This is a genomic window from Emticicia aquatilis, assembly GCF_014644295.1.
Classification (GTDB): Bacteria; Bacteroidota; Bacteroidia; order Cytophagales; family Spirosomataceae; genus Emticicia; species Emticicia aquatilis.
Map to the genome: position 1 here is coordinate 525,711 of NZ_BMKK01000002.1, position 20,108 is coordinate 545,818.

Here is a 20,108-nt window from a genome sequence, read left to right on the forward strand (position 1 = left end):
GGCTCATGTAATTTTCAACAAGTTGGAAACTTGTTTTACTTTCCTTTCTGCTTATTCTCCGAATTCTGATTCAAAGCCATCATTTGCTTCATGGTTTTATCAAATCCTTCGACCGAACCATCCATAAATATCACATTACCTTTTCCATCTTGTGCAACTTGACGCATGGTTTCTGTCCACAACGAGAATAAAATAATTGATGGGTCAAGATGTGCTTTTTCCATTTCAGCAGCAGCAACAGCCATACCTTTTGCAATTTCCTCACGGAATTGAGCTAAGCCTTGTCCACGTAAACGAGCTGCTTCACGCTCAGCTTCAGCCGAAATTCTGATTGCATTTCCATCAGCCTCCGCACCTTTGGTTTTTGTAATTAATAATGCTTGTCCTTCATTTTCGGCAGCTGCTTTGAGGTTATTAGAAGCCACCACACGAGACATTGATTTCACGATTTCTTCGTCAAATGTAATGTCATTTATCTGTAAATCGAGTAAATGATAGCCCCAGCCATTCAAAATATGGTCAAGATTTGCTTTTACATCCGTCACGATTTCGTTTCTTAATCCTAAAATTTCAGCTTGCTTTTTGGTAGCCACAAAACTACGAATCGAACCTTCGATTGAGCGAACTAAGGCTTGCATAAAGTTGGCTTGGTCAACAAACTTAAATGCTACATTCTTTATTTGTTCTTCCGAATTATCAGTTACTGTATATAGCAACATTGCCTTAAAATAAACATTGGCTTGGTCGTTAGTGATAGCCTGAAACTGCAACTCCGCAGAGCGATTTTGAATCGAAATTGTACGGAATACAAACTCTATGAACGGAATCTTAAAATTTAACCCAGGGGTCATAATTCGGCTATATTTCCCGAATACCGTGATTACGGCAACATTGCCTTGCTGAACAATAACAACTGATAAATAAAGAATGACTAATGCAAATACGATAAAGAAGATTGCTCCCATTGTGTTTTACGGTTTTGGTTAAATGAATGGTCAAATGTACTTTGAAAGTAGCAACCTAATCTAAAATCTTGACAAATGGTAAAATCACAAGGAATATTTGCAAAAAATATATTTATCGGCGATAATGTTACTTCAAATTACCCATTCCACCATCAATATGTAGAATCTGGCCAGTAATCCAGCTACCTTCATCAGACAATAAAAGTTTGGCAGCAGCTGCGATGTCAGTACTTGTTCCTACTCTTCCCAGTGGGTGACGTTTGTTTGAAGCATCAATTTTTTCGGGCGAGGAAAGTAACATTTTTGCCAAAGGCGTATCGGTCAATGAGGGAGCGATGGCATTAAAGCGAATTTTTGATGAAGCATATTCGGCTGCCAAAGAACGAGTCAAGCCTTCAACTGCTCCTTTTGATGCCGCTACCGAAGCATGAAAACCCATTCCTGTTTGTACAGCTACTGTGCTAAACAATACAACTGAAGCGTTACCAGAAGCCTTTAATTTGGGTAAAATAGCTTGAATGACATTTATTGCACCCAAGACATTTATCTGAAAATCTTTTTGGAAATCTTCATTTGTAAATCGGTTGAATGGCTTTAAATTGATTGTTCCTGGGCAGTAAGCAACGCCATCGAGTGTGGCAGGAAGTGAACTAAAAACTTGACTATCAGGATTTGCTGCATCCCAAGTGATATGTGTAGATTGTAAATTGGGTTGAGTACGAGAAGCTGTAAAAAGATTAGCACCCGCTTCTATTAATGATTGTGCAAGAGCCAAGCCGATTCCCGAACTTGCTCCAACAATAAGGTAATTTTTTCCTTTGAAAGACATTTCTATAATTAATAATTGAAAATGGATAATTGATAATTTCAACCTCTACAATTTTAAACCGATAGTTAGTTAAATTGTTTTGAACACTGTCAATTATCCATTCTCAATTCTACATTAAATACTAAGCACCTTCAAAAATTCGCTACGTTTTTCCTCCTTATTGAAAGCACCGCTGTAAAAAGATGTAATTGTTGAACTCGTTTGGTCTTTTACGCCACGAGACGAAACACATTGGTGGTCAGCATCGACATAAACCGCTACATCATCAGTCATTAAGGCATTTTTGATGGCATTACCAATCTGAATTGTCATACGCTCTTGTACTTGTGGGCGACGAGCAAAATGATTCACAATTCTGTGCAATTTCGATAAACCAATTACTTTACCATTTGAAATGTATGCCACATGAACTTTTCCTACAATTGGCACAAAATGGTGTTCGCAGCATGAGTAAAACTGGATATTTTTCTCAACCAACATTTCATTATAATTATATTCGTTGGTGAAGAGTGTCATTGCTGGCTCATTTTCTGGGTTTAGTCCCGAAAACAATTCTTTTACGTACATTTTTGCTACACGTTTTGGGGTTCCACGAAGACTTTCATCTTGTAGGTCAAGGCCAAGCGTAAGCATGATTTCTTTGAAATGTTTTTCTATTATTTCAATTTTTTCGTCATCGTTCAAATCAAAAGCATCTTCACGAAGAGGTGTTTCGAGTTTAGTAAACGGATGGTCTTGGTCGTCGAGTAATAAATCGTTCACAAAAGTTTTTTCTTTAAATTGGGTATTCGACATAATTTCGTTCAGTTTCAAAAAGTGTAATTTTCAAATCATAATCGTGCGATATTTTTTCTCGTAAAATATCGTAAATCACAATAGCAATGTTTTCAGCCGATGGATTTAGTTCTTTAAATTCTTCGACGTCTAAGTTTAGATTTTTATGGTCAAATCTATCCAAAACGTTTTCTTTGATTAAATCACTTAAAATTTTCATGTCGAAAACATAACCTGTCTTTGGGTCAACTTCGCCCGACAGTCGAACAATCAGGTCATAATTATGCCCATGGAAATTCGGATTATTACATTTTCCGAAGATTCGGGCATTATCTTCCGCATTCCACTCAGGATTGTGGAGACGATGAGCTGCATTGAAGTGTTCTTTTCGCAACACAGCAACTCTCTTTTTTTGATATTCCAAATTAGATGTTTAAAAATGAATAAAATGTTAGCCAAACAGTCATTACAAAGGTTGTGTACAACACTTGTAGGCTACCGAACGGTGGTTAAATCGTTCTAAAGAAACAGTTTCAAATATACTAACAAGTGGTATTTTTATTTTGTTCAAGATTTTTTCAAAAAAAATATTTACCTTAATTTTTTAGTTACTCAGATTAAAATATTTTTTATCTATTCAAACCAAAAAAGATTATATTTTTTATTAATCATTTAATTATAAAAATTTTTTATTTTATCTTTGAAACACAAATCAACATAATTGTTTGTAATACCATCTTCAAACCAACCTGAATATGAACCGTCGAAATTTTCTTTCAACCAGCTTGGCAACCTCAAGCATTCCATTTATTGTAAAAAAACAAAATCTAAATGAAGATAAAAAAGTAAGACTCGGCTTTATTGGCGTCGGCCTTCGTGGACGTACTCACCTCCAACAAGCACTTTATCGCTCAGATGTAGAAATTCCTGCCATTTGTGATATTGACCTTAATTCAATTGCTGAGGCAAATAAAATTTTCAAAAAATTTGAGAAAAAAGAGCCTGTTGCTTATACCAAAGGTGAACGAGATTTTGAAAATATGGTAAAGCGTGATGACCTCGACGGAATCATCATTGCGACACCGTGGGAATGGCACGTACCCATGTCGGTAGCAGCTATGAAAGCAGGTAAATACGCAGGTGTAGAAGTTTCGGCAACTGTTACGCTCCAAGAATCTTGGGATTTGGTTGACACTTATGAAAAGACTGGTTCTCACTGTATGATTCTCGAAAATGTGTGTTATCGTCGTGATATAATGTCGGTTTTGAACATGGTTCGCAAAAAAATGTTCGGAGAAATGCTCTACGGACATTGCGGCTACCAACATGATTTGCGTTTTGTAAAATTAAATGATGGGAAATCAGCTTACGGTAAAGGCGTAGAGTTCGGAGAAAAAGGTTTCAGTGAAGCACGTTGGAGAACACAACACTCGGTCGATAGAAATGGTGACCTCTACCCTACGCACGGACTCGGGCCTGTTGCTCACTGGATGGACATTAATCGTGGAAACAAATTTGAATATTTGACTTCAATTGCCACAAAATCTCGTGGTATGCACAATTATATTGTAGAAAATGGTGGAGAAAATCATCCGAATGCCAAAGTAAAATTCAAACTCGGAGACATTGTAACCACTACGATTCAATGTGCTAATGGCGAAAATATTGTCATTATTCACGATACAAACAGTCCACGTCCATATTCGTTGGGCTTCAGGGCTCAAGGAACAAAAGGTATTTGGATGAACGATGGCAATCAGATTTATTTAGAAGGTGTTTCTAAAAAACATGACGCTTGGGAACCATTTGCCGACTATCAAAAAGAATATGACCACCCGCTTTGGAAACGTTTTGAGCAAGATGCCGTAAATGCGGGTCACGGTGGAATGGACTTTTTCGTACTTCGTGCATTTATCGAATCAGTCAAAAACAAAGTTGCTCCTCCAATTGACGTTTATGACGCTGCCGCTTGGAGTGCAATCAGTCCACTTTCTGAGTTGTCAATTGCTCGTGGCAGTTCTCCAGTAGAAATTCCTGATTTTACTCGTGGAAAATGGAAAACCAACAAACCAATCTTTGGCTTAAACGATAATTATTAATAAACAAAAACCTTTAGGGTCTTTCATGGGCTTTAAAGGTTTTCAATTTAAAACTAAACTCTAAAAAGATTTTTATGCAAGAAAATAAAAACTACACCGGCCCATTAATAATTATTGGACTTTTATTCTTCGTTTTCGGATTCGTAACTTGGGTAAACGGAACGCTCATTTCTTTCTTCAAAACAGCCTTTGGCTTGAGCAACGCCAACTCATATTTGGTAACCTTCGCTTTCTTTATATCATATACAGTAATGGCCATTCCATCATCGTATGTTTTAAAGAAAGTTGGTTTTAAAAAGGGAATGTCGGTTGGTTTGGCAATCATGGCAATTGGTACTTTTATTTTTGTGCCTGCCGCAAAAGCAGAATCGTATCCCTTGTTTCTGGCAGGTTTATTTACGATTGGCATTGGCTTGACACTTTTACAAACAGCATCAAACCCTTATGCAACAATCCTTGGGCCACGAGAAAGTGCTGCACAACGTATTAGTATTTTAGGAATTGCCAATAAAACAGCAGGAATCATCAGTCAAAAAGTTTTTGGTGGAATTTTATTGGCAGGTAGTGTAGCAGGTGCGGCTCTTTCATCAAAAGAACAACTCGCAAAAGTTATCACTCCGTACATGATACTTACTGGCGTTTTGATTGCACTGGCGGTATTAATTTTATTGACCAAAGGTTTACCAGAAGTAAGCGAAGAACAAGAAGGCAACGACAATTCAATAAACTTAGCCAAAACAAGCATCTTTGATTTCCCGAATTTAGTATTGGGTCTAATTGCCTTATTTTGCTACGTTGGTGTTGAAGTAATTGCCGGTGATTCTATCATAAGTTACGGAATTTCACTGGGATTTTCGAGTGAAGAAGCCAGCCAATTTGGTACCTATACACTATGGTTGATGATGCTTGGCTACGTTTTAGGCATAGTTTTGATACCAAAATACGTTTCTCAACAAACTTGGCTCAAACTTTCATCTATTTTTGGCATAATCGTTACTATATTTGCATTAGTAACCACAGGCTTTACGTCTGTGCTTTGCATAGCAATATTAGGTTTAGCAAATGCCATCATGTGGCCAGCCATTTGGCCACTTGCCATTGATGGTCTCGGTAAATTTACCAAAACTGGTTCGGCTTGGTTAATTATGATGATTGCAGGTGGAGCAATTTTACCACTTGTCTATGGCAGTTTGGCTGACTTTTTACACAGTTCTCAAACGGCCTACGCAATCATGATTCCGTTGTATGCTTTTGTTTTATATTTTGCTATGCTTGGTTACAAAAAGAAGTCTTGGTAAATTTTTCAATTTAGTAAAACGACATTTTTGTGCAACAATCATTTATAATTTCAGCTGTACGCACACCAATCGGTAGTTTTGGTGGTTCATTAGCAAGCATTTCAGCTCCAACACTCGGAGCTACGGCCATTAAAGCAGCTATCGAAAAAGCAGGTATCGACCAAAATCAAGTTGAAGAGGTTCTTTATGGAAATGTGTGTCAGGCAAATGTTGGTCAAGCACCAGCACGTCAGGCAACACTCGGAGCTGGCTTGAGCAATAAAACCAACGTAACGACCATCAATAAAGTTTGTGCGTCGGGCATGAAGTCAATCATGTTTGGTAGCCAGTCTATCGAATTGGGTCAAAACGATATCGTTGTGGCTGGTGGAATGGAAAGTATGTCGAACATACCATTTTATCTATCAAAAGCACGCTATGGCTACGGATACGGCAATGGCGAATTGATTGATGGCTTAGCTAAAGATGGTCTAACGAATGTTTATGATAACAAAGCAATGGGCTGCTTTGCCGATGCAACTGCCCAAAAGTTTGAAATAAGCCGAGAAGAACAAGATGCCTTTGCAATTCAATCATACAAACGTTCGGCCGAAGCTTGGGCAAGTGGTGCTTTTGCAAATGAAGTTACTCCAGTAGAAGTCACTGACCGAAAAGGAAATGTAAAAGTAATTGCCGAAGATGAGGAGTTCAAAAACGTGAATTTTGAAAAAATTCCAACTTTACGCCCTGTTTTTACCAAAGAAGGAACCGTTACAGCAGCCAATGCCTCAACAATCAACGATGGTGCAGCTGCTTTGGTTTTGGCATCATCTGAAGCAGTTGAGAAAAACGGTTTAAAACCAATAGCTAAAATAATTTCTTACGCTGATGGCGAACATGAACCAGAGTGGTTTACGACTGCCCCAATCATTGCCGCTGAAAAAGCACTAAAAAGAGCAGGTTTAACAATAGCCGATATTGATTACTTTGAAATAAACGAAGCATTCGCCGTAGTTCCAATGGCTTTTGCCAAACATTTTGATATTAGTCACGAAAAACTAAATGTTTTTGGTGGAGCAGTATCGCTCGGACACCCACTTGGTTGCTCAGGAGCAAGAATTGTTACGACTCTAATAAACGTATTACATCAAAAAAAAGGCAAGTTTGGTATGGCAGCCATTTGTAATGGTGGCGGAGGTGCAAGTGCCATTATTATTGAAAAAATTTGATATTTATAAACAAAATTCAAACCTTGCGAGCTTATTATATCTCGTAAGGTTTTTTTTATTGAAATGAAAGTAAATTCTGATTCAAGTAGTGCATTACAAAAGTTTTTTGGTCCTAATCAAATATTAGTGCAAGCCACTTCTCCCGGTAGAATGGACGTAATGGGTGGAATAGCCGACTATTCGGGTTCGATGGTTTTGCAAAAATCAATTTCACAGAAAGCAACCGCTACTATCGGAATCAGGAATTATAATCAACTTCACATCAAAAGTTTGGATATCACCTCTCAAAACGAAATTTATATTGATTTAGATGAGATTCCAAACAACTACAACGAAGCTCAGAAATACCTAAGAAATATAGAAGGCGGAGATTGGGCATCTTATATTGTTGGCTGTTATTTAGTTTTAAGCAATGAGAAAAAGGTAAAATTAGGCGGCCTCGACATCTTGATACAATCTGAAGTACCTGTTGGCAAAGGCGTTTCATCATCGGCAGCACTTGAAGTGGCCACCTTAAAAGCAATTACTGAACTCTTCCATGTAGAATTAACTGATACTGAACTACCCAAATTGGCACAAATGGCCGAGAATTTGGTTGTCGGGGCTCCATGTGGTTTAATGGACCAACTTGCCTCTTATTTCGGTGATAACAACAAGCTACTACCTATTTTATGCCAACCCGACAAACTTTATGACTTAGTAGAAATTCCCGAAAACTTATACTTTGTGGGAATTGATAGCGGTGTAAAACACGCTGTAAGTGGTGCGTCATACAGCGAAGTACGCACAGCAGCCTTCATGGGATATTCAATCATTGCACAAAAAATAGGCGTTTCAAAAGAAGATTTAAGAGCGAAGAAAAATTCAGAATTACCATTTGGTGGTTTTTTGAGTAACATTTGTCCATCTCAATTTGAAGCAGATTTTGCTCGTAGCCTCAACTCAATGTATGGCAAAGATTTTATCCATGATTTTGGTGTAGTTACCGACTCTCTTTCAGTCATTAAACCTGATACTTTTTACAATATTAAGGCTTGTGCAAAACACCCGATTTACGAAAACTATCGTGTAAATTCTTTCAAACAGTTATTAAAATCAGTAAACGAACACAATTACGAAGATATGCTTCCAATTATGGGAGAACTAATGTACCAGGCACACGAAAGTTATAATAATTGTGGACTGGGCAATGAAATGACTGATAAAATTGTGAATATGGCAAGAATAAAAGGCTATCAAAATGGCGTTTACGGGGCAAAAATTACAGGTGGAGGAAGTGGCGGAACTGTCTGTTTGATGGTGTATGGCGAAAAAGGACTTCAATCAGCCAAACAACTATTTGAAGATTACCAAGAGCAAACCAATCAAAATTCACTGGTTTTCTTTGAGTAATTACCAAAAGCCTTTTTATAATTTTACACTTCACCACAAAATGAAAAAAATATTTGCCTTATCTTCATTGATAATCGTGCTGATTTATGGTTGTAAAACTTCTAAATCAAGCACCTATGTAGCCGTACCGAAAAAAGGCTTAATGGCTTTTTTGAAGTACAATGAAAATTTCAAGCCAATGATTTCTGCCCATAGAGGTGGTGGTGACATTGCGGGTTATCCAGAAAACTGCATCGAATCATTTGATTATTTGGCCAAACAAATGCCCGCTATCATCGAATGTGACATCGAATACACGAAAGATAGCGTATTGATGATGATGCACGATAATTCACTCGACCGCACAACCACTGGAAAAGGAAAAATTATCGAAAAAAACTGGTCAGATTTCAAGTCGGTAAAATTGAAAGACAACGCAGGAAATTTGACTAATTTTGAGATACCTACACTCGAAAAAGTTTTAAATTGGGGAAGAAATAAAGTAATTTTCACGCTTGATGTAAAACGAAATACACCATACCGAAAAGTAGTTGAGATGGTTGAAAAACTAAAAGCCGAAGAATATTCTGTCATTATCACTTATGATGTAAATCAAGCGAAAGAAGTTTACAAGCTCAACCCAAATTTGATGATTTCAGTTACGATTCGTGATATGAAAGAATACGAACGATACCAAAATGCTGGAATTCCCGATAAAAATATGGTCGCCTTTATTGGAACTCGTGAGCCAAACAAAGAATTCAATGCGTTTCTACACCAAAAAGGTATTTGCACAATTCTCGGAACACTTGGAAACCTTGATAAGATGACAGCCGCAAAAGGCGATAATTTATACCACGAATGGGTGAAAAATGGTGCAGATATACTTTCAACCGACCGAGCCATTGAAGCATTCAAAGCAATTAGTACAAAATAAACACTACCTAACCGAATTTTGACTATATTTGAATATACTAAACTAATATAAAACCAATGAAAAAAATCCTAACCACGGCCCTGTGTATTTCCTGCGGCCTCACATTTGGGCAATCTGCTCTTAAACCAAAAATCAATGCTGGTGCTGATGCCATCGAGAAAAAAGTTATTTCTTGGCGTCGTGATTTCCATGAGCATCCAGAACTTGGAAACATGGAGATAAGAACAGCTAAAATTGTAGCTGACCATCTTCGCTCGCTCGGAATTGAGGTACAGGAAAATGTGGCGGTTACCGGTGTTGTTGGAATTTTAAAAGGCGGAAAACCTGGTCCAGTGGTAGCTCTTCGTGCCGATATGGACGGACTTCCAGTTACCGAACGTGTGGATATTCCTTTTAAATCTACTGTTAGCACAGTTTATAACGGACAAAAAACGGGAGTAATGCACGCTTGCGGACACGATTCGCACGTTGCAATTTTAATGGGTGTGGCAGAGGTTTTATCTTCAATGAAAAATGAAATAGCAGGAACGGTCAAGTTCTTATTTCAACCAGCCGAAGAAGGTGTTTATGACCCAAAACTATTGAAAAATGGCAAATCTGGTGCTGAATTGATGGTGATGGAAGGTGTAATGGAAAACCCAAAGGTTGATGCAGTTTTTGGTTTACATATAAGCTCGGTTACTGAAGTTGGCACAATCGGCTATCGTCCGGGTGCTACAATGGCAGCTGTTGACCAATTGGCAATCAAGATAAATGGCAAGCAAACGCATGGAGCAAATCCATGGTCGGGTATCGACCCAATCGTTACAGCCTCTCAAATTGTAATGGGTTTACAAACAATTGTAAGTAGGAATGTAAATATCACAGAGAACCCAGCTATCGTTACAGTTGGTGCGATTCACGGTGGTATTCGCCAAAATATTATTTCTGAGTCATTGGATATGATTGGAACAATCAGAACTTTTGGCACAGAACAACGTGATTTAGTTCATAGAAGAATCAAAGAAGTAGCAACAAACATTGCCGAAAGTGCTGGTGCGAAAGCTGATGTAACAATTGATACGGGCTATCCAGTAACCTACAATGACCCAGCTTTAACTGAAAAAATGATTGGTTCGGTTGAAGGAGTAGCTGGAAAAGAAAACGTGAAAGTTCAGCCAGTTCAAACAGGAGCAGAAGACTTTAGTTTCTTCCAACAAAAAGTACCCGGTTTCTTCTTTTTCTTAGGTGGAAAACCCAAAGGCAGCACAACTCCTGCCCCACACCATACACCTGATTTTTATATCGACGAATCTGGCTTTACACTTGGAATCAAGTCATTAGCAGCACTAACGGTAGATTATATGGATATGAATGCCGTAAAAACTACTGATAATCAAGCAAGTGCAACAAATAAAAAAGCAAAAAAGAGTAAATAAATAGACCATGGTCGATAGTCAATAGTCCACAGAAACAAATACTATTGACAGTGGACTATTGACCATCGACTATTGACCATCGACTAAAAAATGTCTGCTGAAATTATTGAATTATATCAAGGGAATTTGGATGAACGAAAACTTCAAAAAGTTGTCGAATGTCTAAAAAATGGTGGGATAATCATTTATCCGACTGATACCGTCTATTCGATGGGCTGTGATATTTTCAATACAAAAGCAGTTGAAAAATTGAGTAAAATCAAAGGAATAAAACTCCAACACAACAATTTTTCGATTGTTTGCCACGGTTTATGCAATATTTCAACTTATGCAAAAGTCTCAAATAATGTTTTCAGACTTTTAAAAAGAGCATTACCCGGCCCGTTTACGTTTATTCTTCCTGCAACTGGTGATTTGCCCAAAACTTTACAAACCAAACGTAAAACGATTGGAATCCGAATTCCAGACCACGAAATTCCTTTAAAAATCATCGAAATGTTGGGAAATCCAATCATCACGACTTCTGTAAAAGATGATATTGACGATATTTTAGAATACCCCAATGAAATTGAAGTGATTTATTCACAAAACGCCGAAAAAGTTGATATTATCATCGACGGAGGTTGGTGTGGAATCGAACCATCAACGGTAGTTTTAGCAGTCGATGACGACTTTGAGGTTATCCGTGAAGGCCTAGGCGATTTAAACGAGTTTTTGTAACGACAAATATTCGTATATTCATGGAATACAACATGCCACCAATGCACGAATAAATTTTAATGCACCACATATTCTTCTACCTCCTCAACTTCTACCAACATTTTATCATTTATCGAAGATAAAGTAACTTTCTTGGTTTCATTGATTAGCATTGGGTCGTATTTGGCTGTTACACGCACATAATTCTCGGTCCATCCGTGCATATTTCCGTCCTCAATATCTTCCTCAAATAATACATTAAATTGTTTTCCAATTTGGCTTTCGTAGAAAAATCTCTTTTTCTTATCTGATAAAATATGAAGCATTTTTGAGCGTTCGGCACGCTTGCTTGAAGGCACTGTTGGCTTGATTGAAACTGCGTGAGTATTTGGTCTTTCTGAATAAGTAAATACATGTAAATAACTAATATTCAACTCATTCAAGAAATTATAAGTTTCAAGAAATTCTTCTTCAGTTTCGCCAGGATGGCCAACTATCACATCTACACCAATGCAGCAATCAGGCATTAATTGTTTGATTTTATTGACCCTCTCTACGTAAAGTTCTCTTTTATAACGACGTTTCATCAATGCTAAAACTTTACTCGAGCCTGACTGCAACGGAATATGAAAATGAGGCACAAAACGCTTCGATTTTGCTACAAACTCAATGATTTCGTCGGTTAAAAGATTCGGTTCTATACTTGAAATTCGGAAGCGTTCAATACCTTCAACTTCATCCAATTCTTTTATTAAATCAAAGAAAGTTTCAACTCTAACACCATTTTGTAGGCCAAAATCACCAATATTCACACCTGTCAAAACAATTTCTTTTACGCCACTTTCAGCAATCTCTTTGGCAGCTTTCACTACGTTTGCTATCGAATCTGAGCGACTTTTGCCACGAGCCAACGGAATCGTGCAATAAGAACAAGGATAATCGCAACCATCTTGTACTTTCAAGAAAGTACGGGTACGGTCATTTAATGAATAGGAAGTATGATAATCAACGGCTTCTTCAATATTTGAATTAAAAACAGCAGCTTTTTCTGATTTTTCTCGTGGTTCCTTTACAAAATCGCCTAATAAATCTACCAATCGAAATTTCTCGGCAGCACCCAAAACAGCATCTACCCCTTCGATTTCTGAAATTTCTTGCGGTTTTAATTGTGCATAACAACCAATAATTGCCACATAACCATCAGGATTTACTCGATTGGCTTCTTTGACAATCTTTTTGCATTTTTTATCGGCATTTTCAGTAACCGAACAAGTATTGATTATAAAAATATCAGGGTTTTCATTGAACTCTACTTTCTGATAACCACGACTTTCAAACATTCGTCCGATTGTCGAAGTTTCCGAGTAATTTAATTTACAACCCAATGTATAAAATGCTACTTTTTTCATATTCTAAGCGATTAAGGAAGTCTTCGCTTCGAGCGAAGACTTCCTTTTTCTATTTTAAACTACAAAGTTAGCTAAAAAACAGTTCGTTTTTAGCAGAAAATCTAATTTTCAAGATTCTTCGCCCTATAAAACTGCATTATTTCAAGAAGAATTATAAACATATTTTTCTCATTGCTCGAATCTCAGATTTTCGAGTTTTCTGATGTTTTATTTCTCGTTTTCTTCATTTAATTGAATTAATTTTGCGTTTTCAAAAACCTCTACAAAATAGCAACAAAATGATTCATTTCTTCGGAAGCCAACACACAGTATTTGCGGTACAAACGCAAGACAACCTTTCAAATGAAGACATCAAAAAACTACTTTGGCTCTTCAATAGCAATTCAGACCACAAATACACCATTACAAACACCAAAGACGCTTCATTAAACGACTATTTTGTTGGCCCTCGTGCCGCAATGATTACACCTTGGAGTACGAATGCCGTAGAAATTACTCAAAATATGGGTATTTCGGGTATTATTCGTATCGAAGAGTTTAAATCAGTTTCGGCAGATTTTACGAGCTTCGACCCGATGCTTTCTCAAAAATATGCGGAACTTAACCAAGACATTTACACGATTAATATTCAGCCTGAGCCAATTATCGAAATCGAAGATATTGCGGCCTACAACAAACAAGAAGGTTTATCGCTCAGTGTTGAAGAGGTTGACTACTTGAATAATCTTTCTACTAAATTAGGTAGAAAATTAACTGATTCAGAAGTTTTTGGTTTTTCACAAGTTAATTCGGAACATTGCCGTCACAAAATTTTCAATGGAACATTTATCATTGATGGTGAAGCAAAAGAAACTTCCCTCTTCAAATTAATTAAGAAAACTTCCGAGACAAACCCAAACGATATTGTTTCGGCCTATAAAGATAATGTTGCCTTTGTGAAAGGCCCAAGAGTTACGCAATTTGCTCCGTTAAGTGCTGATAAACCAGATTTTTATGCTGAAAAAGAGTTTGACTCAGTTATTTCTTTGAAAGCAGAAACCCATAATTTTCCTACTACTGTTGAGCCATTTAATGGAGCAGCTACGGGTTCTGGTGGAGAAATCCGTGACCGTTTAGCTGGTGGAATTGGCTCTTTGCCATTGGCAGGAACTGCCGTTTACATGACTTCTTATTCACGCTTAGAAGAAAATCGCCCGTGGGAGAAAGGAATGAACGAGCGTACGTGGTTGTACCAAACTCCGATGGATATTTTGATAAAAGCCTCAAACGGTGCATCTGACTTCGGAAATAAATTTGGTCAACCGCTCATCACAGGTTCGGTTCTGACTTTTGAACACGAAGAAGATGCACGAAAACTTGGTTTCGATAAAGTAATTATGATGGCTGGAGGAATTGGTTATGGAAAAGCTGAACAAGCTATCAAACAAAAACCAAGCGTAGGTGACAAAGTAGTGATTCTTGGCGGTGAAAACTACCGAATCGGTATGGGAGGAGCAGCAGTTTCTTCGGCAGATACGGGTGCTTTTGGCTCAGGAATTGAACTAAATGCTATTCAACGTTCAAACCCCGAAATGCAAAAACGTGCTGCCAACGCAATTCGTGGCTTGGTTGAAAGCGACCATAACCCAATCGTTTCGATTCACGACCACGGTGCGGGCGGACACCTCAATTGTTTATCAGAATTAGTAGAAGAAACAGGTGGTTTGATAGATTTGGATAAATTGCCAGTTGGAGACCCTACCCTTTCGGCCAAAGAAATTATTGGCAATGAATCGCAAGAAAGAATGGGACTTGTAATTGGAGAAAATGATATTGAAACCCTCAAACGCATTGCCGACCGTGAGCGTTCGCCAATGTACACTGTTGGTGATATTACTGGTAGTCATCGTTTTACTTTTGAATCAAAATCGACTGGTGCAAAACCGATGGATTTTGCGATTGAGGATATGTTTGGTAGTTCGCCAAAATTCATCATGGATGATAAAACGATTAAAAGAAATTACTCTGATTTAAGTTATTCAACAGAAAATATACCAACCTATCTCAACCAAGTGCTTCAACTCGAAGCGGTTGCATGTAAAGATTGGTTAATCAATAAAGTTGACCGTTGCGTTGGTGGCCGTGTTGCCAAACAACAATGTGCAGGCCCCTTGCAATTGCCATTGAACAACGTTGGTGTGATGGCTTTAGATTTTAAAGGCAAAGAAGGTATCGCAACCACAGTAGGTCATTCGCCTTTAACTGCCATAGTTGACCCAGTTGCAGGTTCAAGAAATGCAGTGGCGGAAGCACTTTCTAACATTGTTTTTGCTCCACTAAAAGATGGATTAAAATCGGTATCACTTTCGGCCAACTGGATGTGGGCGTGTAAGAATGAAGGTGAAGATGCCCGACTTTATGAAGCCGTAAAAGGTTGTTCAGATTTTGCTATTGAACTCGGAATCAACATCCCAACGGGAAAAGATTCCCTTTCAATGAAACAAAAATATCCAAATGATGAGGTAATTGCCCCAGGAACAGTGATAATTTCGGCGGGAGGAAATTGCTCAGATATTACGAAAGTGGTGGAGCCAGTTCTAAAACGAAATGGCGGGGATATCTACTATTTGAATTTATCGAAAGATGCTTTCAAACTTGGTGGCAGTTCATTTGCTCAAGTTTTGAGTAAAATTGGTAGTGAAGTGCCAACAATCAAGGATGCAGCTTATTTCAAAAAGGCATTTAATACATTACAAGACTTAATCAAAGCCGATAAAATTTCAGCAGGACACGATGTTGGTAGCGGTGGCTTAATTACCACTTTGCTCGAAATGTGTTTTGCAGATGTAAATCTCGGTGTTGATTTTGATTTAAGTCCTTTGAACGAAACTGATACTGTAAAAGCTTTATTCAACGAAAATATTGCGATTGTTTTCCAAGCTGATGCAACAGTTGAATCCGAATTTGAGAAAAATGGTATTGAAATCACAAAAATTGGTTCGGTTGTAGAAGGAGATTCTGTTGCACTAAAAAACAATGCAGACTCTTTCACATTTAGTGTTTCTGAATTAAGAGATACATGGTTTAAAACCTCTTTCTTACTCGATTCTAAACAAACTCAAAATGGAGTTTCGGTTGAAAGATATAAAAACTACAAGAATCAACCATTGAAATTTACTTTCCCGATACAGTTTGATGGAAAGAAACCAGTAATTGATTCGAGTAAACCAAGACCAAAAGCGGCAATTATTCGTGAAAAAGGAAGTAATTCAGAGCGAGAAATGGCCAACGCTATGTATTTGGCAGGTTTTGATGTAAAAGACGTTCACATGACCGATTTAATTTCTGGTCGTGAAACTCTCGAAGATATACAATTTATTGGTGCAGTTGGTGGTTTTTCAAATTCAGACGTACTGGGTTCAGCAAAAGGCTGGGCTGGTGCATTTTTATACAATGAAAAAGCCAATACTGCCATTAAGAATTTCTTCAAACGTGAAGACACGCTTTCGGTTGGTATTTGTAATGGTTGCCAGTTATTGATGGAGTTGGAATTAATAAATCCAGAACACGAAATTCATGGCAAACTTCACCACAACCAGTCACATAAACACGAAAGTATTTTTACATCGGTAAAAGTGCAGAAAAATAACTCGGTGATGCTTTCAACGTTGGAAGGTGTAACTTTAGGTGTTTGGGTGTCGCACGGTGAAGGGAAATTCAATCTTCCTTATTCAGAAGACCAATACAATATTGTTGCAAAATACGGTTATGCCGAATATCCAGCCAATCCGAATGGTTCAGATTATAATACGGCCATGATGTGCGATAAAACTGGTCGTCATTTAGTGATGATGCCGCACATTGAACGTTCGACATTCCCTTGGAACTGGGCAAATTATCCAGAACGCAAAGAAGATGAAGTAACACCGTGGTTAGAGGCCTTTGTAAATGCTCGTAAGTGGATTGAGGCTGTGAAGTAATTACATACTTTTTTAGAGTTTAACGACGGCAAGGTTCAGAACCTTGCCGTCGTTTTTTTATCTGCGAACTGGAAGTTCGCTCCACAGATATGAATACAAAAACCCCACGACAGAGTCATGGGGCTTTGTGAACAAAATATTATTCGAAAAAAAGTCTTTATAATTAAGCAGGAATTACTGCTGTCTTTACAGTTTTGATGATACGTGCTGCAACTTTGTATGGGTCAGCAGCTGAGTTTGGACGACGGTCTTCCAACCATCCTTTCCAGCCTTTTTGCACGGCGGCAATCGGAATACGGATTGAAGCACCACGGTCAGAAACACCATAAGAGAATTTATCAATTGATTGTGTTTCGTGTTTACCTGTCAAACGTAAGTGGTTATCTGCACCATAAACAGCGATGTGTTCTTTAACGAATGGAGCAAACGCTTGGCAAACCGCATCGTAATCTTCTTTTCTACCAGAAGTTCTCAACAAAGTGTTTGAGAAGTTTGCGTGCATACCAGAACCATTCCAGTCAGTATCGCCCAATGGCTTACAGTGCCAGTTAATTGAAACACCATATTTTTCACCGATTTTCTCTAATAAATAGCGGCCAATCCACATCTCATCACCAGCTTGTTTCGCACCTTTTGCAAAACCTTGGAATTCCCACTGACCAGCTGCAACCTCAGCATTGATACCTTCGATATTCAAGCCAGCTTGTAAACAAACTTCAAGATGTTCTTCAACCATGTCACGTCCGAAAGCGTTAGCCGCACCTACTGAACAATAGTATTGTCCTTGTGGAGCTGGATAACCTGTTGCTGGGAAACCAAGAGGTTTGTTAGTTTCTGGGTTCCACAAGAAATATTCTTGCTCGAAACCAAACCAGAAATCATTATCTTCATCATCAATAGTAGCACGTCCATTAGACTCATGTGGAGTTCCATCAGCGTTTAAAACTTCACACATTACCAAGAAACCTGCACCAAGACGAGTTGGGTCTGGGCAAATAAACACTGGCTTCAACAAACAGTCAGATGAACCACCTGGAGCTTGCTGCGTTGAAGAACCATCAAAAGACCACATATCGCAATCTTCTAATTTACCACTGAAGTTTTTTTCAATTTTGGTTTTGCTGCGAAGGCTTTGCGTTGGTTTGTAACCATCAAGCCAAATGTACTCTAATTTTGCTACTGGAACGTTTGCCATTGTTGTAATTTTTTAATGTATTGCGGTTATCATTCAAAGAATATGATACAAATATATAATACGAAAACAATATAATATTCTTTAAAAGGCAAAAATTTTAGTGGAAAATTCTAAATTCTTTATAAAGTACAACTTTTTGTTTGATTTGTTTGGTTTTGGTGTTTTTCTTAGGTAGAAGATTAGCCTATATTTTCAAAATTGAATAAATATTTCGTGCATAAGTACCCATTTTCAAACCTAAATTTTAAGTATTTAAAACTTTAGTAAGTATTTACACTCAAATTTAAACCTAATATTTCAAAATATATCTTTTTGCTACATATAATTATTTGTAGAATTGACCGAAATGATATCTTATCTTTAAAGAATAAAAAAAGTCACAAGTTTTACAACCTGTGACTTTTGATTTTACGCTTCCTCCTCTTCCTCACCTCCTTCTTCTCCGCCCTCTTCTTCAGATGATTCATCAGATTCTTCCTCACCACTTTCTTCTTCGGCTTCTTCTTCCTCTTCGGCTTCTTCTTCCTCTTCGGCTTCTTCCTCCTCTTCACTTTCTTCTTCCTCCTCTTCCTCCTCTTCCTCCTCTTCTTCCTCTTCTTCCTCTTCTTCCTCTTCTTCCTCTTCTTCCTCTTCTTCCTCTTCTTCCTCTTCTTCATACTCTTCTTCCTCCTCTTCTTCCTCCTCTTCTTCCTCCTCTTCTTCCTCCTCTTCACCTTCTTCTTCCTCCTCTTCGTACTCTTCTTCCTCATCCTCTTCGTACTCTTCCTCTTCTAAGCCTTCAAATTGCGATTCATATTCATATAATATTTCATCGAATTCACCATCGCCTTCATATTCGAGTTCATAAAATTCTTCTGGCTCTTCTTCGTCATATTCTATTACTTCGATATTCTCAAAAACGTCAAATTTTTTGTAATCTTTTTCTTTATAAACTACAAAGTTTTTCTTGTCGTAGCCTTTGCCATCATTAATGATAGATTTTTTATCATCAACCCAGCTATCTTCAGAATCAGGAATTGGTGTCGAGCGACCAAAAATCCAACAATCGCCTAAATTAAATTTATTATTAATCAGATAATTATATGGCATGTAGCAGTATCCCTTGTCTCCCCATGCAGTTCCCCATGAATTTCTAACTATAAACATTTCGTCAACATCAGAATATCCTACGCATAGCATGGCATGAAGACCATGTGCCGAACGAGAGGCTTCATCAGGTGATGGCATTGGCACGATACCATGATTTTTTGAACATGAATCAAAAGAAGGGAAAAGTGCAACGCCAAAAACAATCGGATAACCATCAGCTAAGGCTTTTTTCCAATCATCGAGCTTTACTGGAATAAATTTCTTTTGTTCAATTTTAAAGTTACTGGCTGCTTCGTACGATTTTTCGTGAGGTTTATCATTCACTTTTTTTACTTCATAAGGCCATGTATCTTCTTTACAAGCACCCACTTTCATCAAACTATCTACCGCATATTGGATATGGCTTCCAGAGTCTTTGATTGGGCCGCCAGCTCTCAGACGAGCATTGTAATAGATAAACAAACGACTAACATCGAATGCTTTTTTGCTTAAATACTTTTTGATTAGGTATTCGTAAGCTCCAGCTACGGCATTGGCTGTACAGCTACTTAATTGTTGTTGGTTTTCGACAGGTGTCATGTACTGTCTTAAATCTACTTTTGCGGGAACGCCAGACTCTCTAACTTTAGATGAAGGGCGATAACGTTCGGCATTAGCACTTGGTGCTAAATATTCATACCCTTTGACTGTTCCATCTTCAAATTCTAAGCTCATAGTAAATAGTTTGTGCTAAATGCAGTTTTTAAGAATGATTAAATAAGTAAATTGAAGTATAATTATATATGAAGTGGTGGCGTAGAAATTTATAGGAGAGCAAAAGATTTCACAAATAAAGAAAAACTTTACAAATTATTGTAT

General features: G+C 37.8%; 15 protein-coding genes. 8 read left to right on the top strand and 7 right to left on the bottom strand.

All coding sequences use genetic code 11. The features are described from left to right. Positions 1–35: 35 nt before the first annotated feature. From IEX65_RS06405 to IEX65_RS06420, 4 genes are all read right to left on the bottom strand, one after another. Entirely contained in the window at positions 36–965 is a 930-nt protein-coding gene (locus IEX65_RS06405) for an SPFH domain-containing protein (protein ID WP_188765189.1), read from the bottom strand. A 127-nt stretch (positions 966–1,092) separates the two neighbouring features. Then, complete coding sequence (locus IEX65_RS06410; RefSeq protein WP_188765190.1) at positions 1,093–1,794, bottom strand: SDR family NAD(P)-dependent oxidoreductase; 702 nt, start codon at positions 1,792–1,794, stop codon at positions 1,093–1,095. A gap of 114 nt (positions 1,795–1,908) precedes the next feature. Next, on the bottom strand, positions 1,909–2,589 hold the full coding sequence (gene folE, locus IEX65_RS06415) for a GTP cyclohydrolase I FolE (RefSeq protein WP_188765191.1): 681 nt from the start codon (positions 2,587–2,589) through the stop codon (positions 1,909–1,911). Further along, positions 2,570–2,992: a 6-pyruvoyl trahydropterin synthase family protein gene (locus tag IEX65_RS06420; RefSeq protein WP_188765192.1), complete on the bottom strand. Its 423-nt coding sequence runs from the start codon at positions 2,990–2,992 to the stop codon at positions 2,570–2,572. Before IEX65_RS06420 ends, folE begins: the two co-directional genes overlap by 20 nt. Positions 2,993–3,323: 331 nt before the next feature. Between IEX65_RS06420 and IEX65_RS06425 the strand changes: the two genes are divergently transcribed. The 7 genes from IEX65_RS06425 (at position 3,324) to IEX65_RS06455 (ending at position 11,619) form a co-directional block, all read left to right on the top strand. Further along, positions 3,324–4,667 carry a Gfo/Idh/MocA family protein gene (locus tag IEX65_RS06425; protein WP_188765193.1) on the top strand — a complete coding sequence of 448 codons (1,344 nt, stop codon included), beginning with the start codon at positions 3,324–3,326 and terminating at the stop codon, positions 4,665–4,667. A gap of 74 nt (positions 4,668–4,741) precedes the next feature. Next, positions 4,742–5,965 carry a sugar MFS transporter gene (locus IEX65_RS06430; protein ID WP_188765194.1) on the top strand — a complete coding sequence of 408 codons (1,224 nt, stop codon included), beginning with the start codon at positions 4,742–4,744 and terminating at the stop codon, positions 5,963–5,965. A gap of 29 nt (positions 5,966–5,994) precedes the next feature. Then, positions 5,995–7,173 (top strand): thiolase family protein, encoded by a 1,179-nt coding sequence (locus tag IEX65_RS06435; RefSeq protein ID WP_188765195.1) that lies wholly within the window; start codon positions 5,995–5,997, stop codon positions 7,171–7,173. A 63-nt stretch (positions 7,174–7,236) separates the two neighbouring features. Beyond that, positions 7,237–8,565, top strand: a complete 1,329-nt coding sequence (locus tag IEX65_RS06440; protein WP_188765196.1) for a galactokinase — start codon at positions 7,237–7,239, stop codon at positions 8,563–8,565. Between the two features lie 40 nt (positions 8,566–8,605). Further along, entirely contained in the window at positions 8,606–9,481 is an 876-nt protein-coding gene (locus tag IEX65_RS06445; protein WP_188765197.1) for a glycerophosphodiester phosphodiesterase family protein, read from the top strand. A 56-nt stretch (positions 9,482–9,537) separates the two neighbouring features. Further along, positions 9,538–10,899 (top strand): amidohydrolase, encoded by a 1,362-nt coding sequence (locus IEX65_RS06450; RefSeq protein WP_188765198.1) that lies wholly within the window; start codon positions 9,538–9,540, stop codon positions 10,897–10,899. 90 nt (positions 10,900–10,989) lie between these two features. Then, positions 10,990–11,619, top strand: a complete 630-nt coding sequence (locus IEX65_RS06455) for an L-threonylcarbamoyladenylate synthase (RefSeq protein ID WP_188765199.1) — start codon at positions 10,990–10,992, stop codon at positions 11,617–11,619. 56 nt (positions 11,620–11,675) lie between these two features. Here the strand turns inward: IEX65_RS06455 and mtaB are convergent, their stop codons facing one another. Then, the gene (mtaB, locus tag IEX65_RS06460; protein WP_188765200.1) at positions 11,676–13,007 is read right to left on the bottom strand and encodes a tRNA (N(6)-L-threonylcarbamoyladenosine(37)-C(2))-methylthiotransferase MtaB; all 1,332 of its coding nucleotides are present in this window, start codon (positions 13,005–13,007) and stop codon (positions 11,676–11,678) included. 242 nt (positions 13,008–13,249) lie between these two features. Between mtaB and purL the strand changes: the two genes are divergently transcribed. After that, entirely contained in the window at positions 13,250–16,966 is a 3,717-nt protein-coding gene (gene purL / locus IEX65_RS06465) for a phosphoribosylformylglycinamidine synthase (RefSeq protein WP_262891833.1), read from the top strand. 163 nt (positions 16,967–17,129) lie between these two features. Here purL and IEX65_RS06470 read toward each other — a convergent pair whose 3' ends face one another. Together IEX65_RS06470 and IEX65_RS06475 are read right to left on the bottom strand one after the other, a co-directional pair. Continuing rightward, positions 17,130–18,161, bottom strand: a complete 1,032-nt coding sequence (locus IEX65_RS06470; RefSeq protein WP_188765202.1) for a glutamine synthetase beta-grasp domain-containing protein — start codon at positions 18,159–18,161, stop codon at positions 17,130–17,132. Positions 18,162–18,569: 408 nt separating this feature from the next. Further along, positions 18,570–19,964: a C1 family peptidase gene (locus tag IEX65_RS06475; protein ID WP_188765203.1), complete on the bottom strand. Its 1,395-nt coding sequence runs from the start codon at positions 19,962–19,964 to the stop codon at positions 18,570–18,572. Positions 19,965–20,108: the final 144 nt, after the last annotated feature.

What these genes read in the sequence shown, in the direction of transcription:
- IEX65_RS06470 (WP_188765202.1), bottom strand. Translation starts at nt 18,161, where the DNA reads ATGGCAAACGTTCCAGTAGCAAAATTAGAGTACATTTGGCTTGATGGT.
- IEX65_RS06445 (WP_188765197.1), top strand. Translation starts at nt 8,606, where the DNA reads ATGAAAAAAATATTTGCCTTATCTTCATTGATAATCGTGCTGATTTAT.
- IEX65_RS06405 (WP_188765189.1), bottom strand. Translation starts at nt 965, where the DNA reads ATGGGAGCAATCTTCTTTATCGTATTTGCATTAGTCATTCTTTATTTA.
- IEX65_RS06450 (WP_188765198.1), top strand. Translation starts at nt 9,538, where the DNA reads ATGAAAAAAATCCTAACCACGGCCCTGTGTATTTCCTGCGGCCTCACA.
- IEX65_RS06425 (WP_188765193.1), top strand. Translation starts at nt 3,324, where the DNA reads ATGAACCGTCGAAATTTTCTTTCAACCAGCTTGGCAACCTCAAGCATT.
- IEX65_RS06440 (WP_188765196.1), top strand. Translation starts at nt 7,237, where the DNA reads ATGAAAGTAAATTCTGATTCAAGTAGTGCATTACAAAAGTTTTTTGGT.
- IEX65_RS06430 (WP_188765194.1), top strand. Translation starts at nt 4,742, where the DNA reads ATGCAAGAAAATAAAAACTACACCGGCCCATTAATAATTATTGGACTT.
- mtaB (WP_188765200.1), bottom strand. Translation starts at nt 13,007, where the DNA reads ATGAAAAAAGTAGCATTTTATACATTGGGTTGTAAATTAAATTACTCG.
- IEX65_RS06455 (WP_188765199.1), top strand. Translation starts at nt 10,990, where the DNA reads ATGTCTGCTGAAATTATTGAATTATATCAAGGGAATTTGGATGAACGA.
- folE (WP_188765191.1), bottom strand. Translation starts at nt 2,589, where the DNA reads ATGTCGAATACCCAATTTAAAGAAAAAACTTTTGTGAACGATTTATTA.
- IEX65_RS06475 (WP_188765203.1), bottom strand. Translation starts at nt 19,964, where the DNA reads ATGAGCTTAGAATTTGAAGATGGAACAGTCAAAGGGTATGAATATTTA.
- IEX65_RS06410 (WP_188765190.1), bottom strand. Translation starts at nt 1,794, where the DNA reads ATGTCTTTCAAAGGAAAAAATTACCTTATTGTTGGAGCAAGTTCGGGA.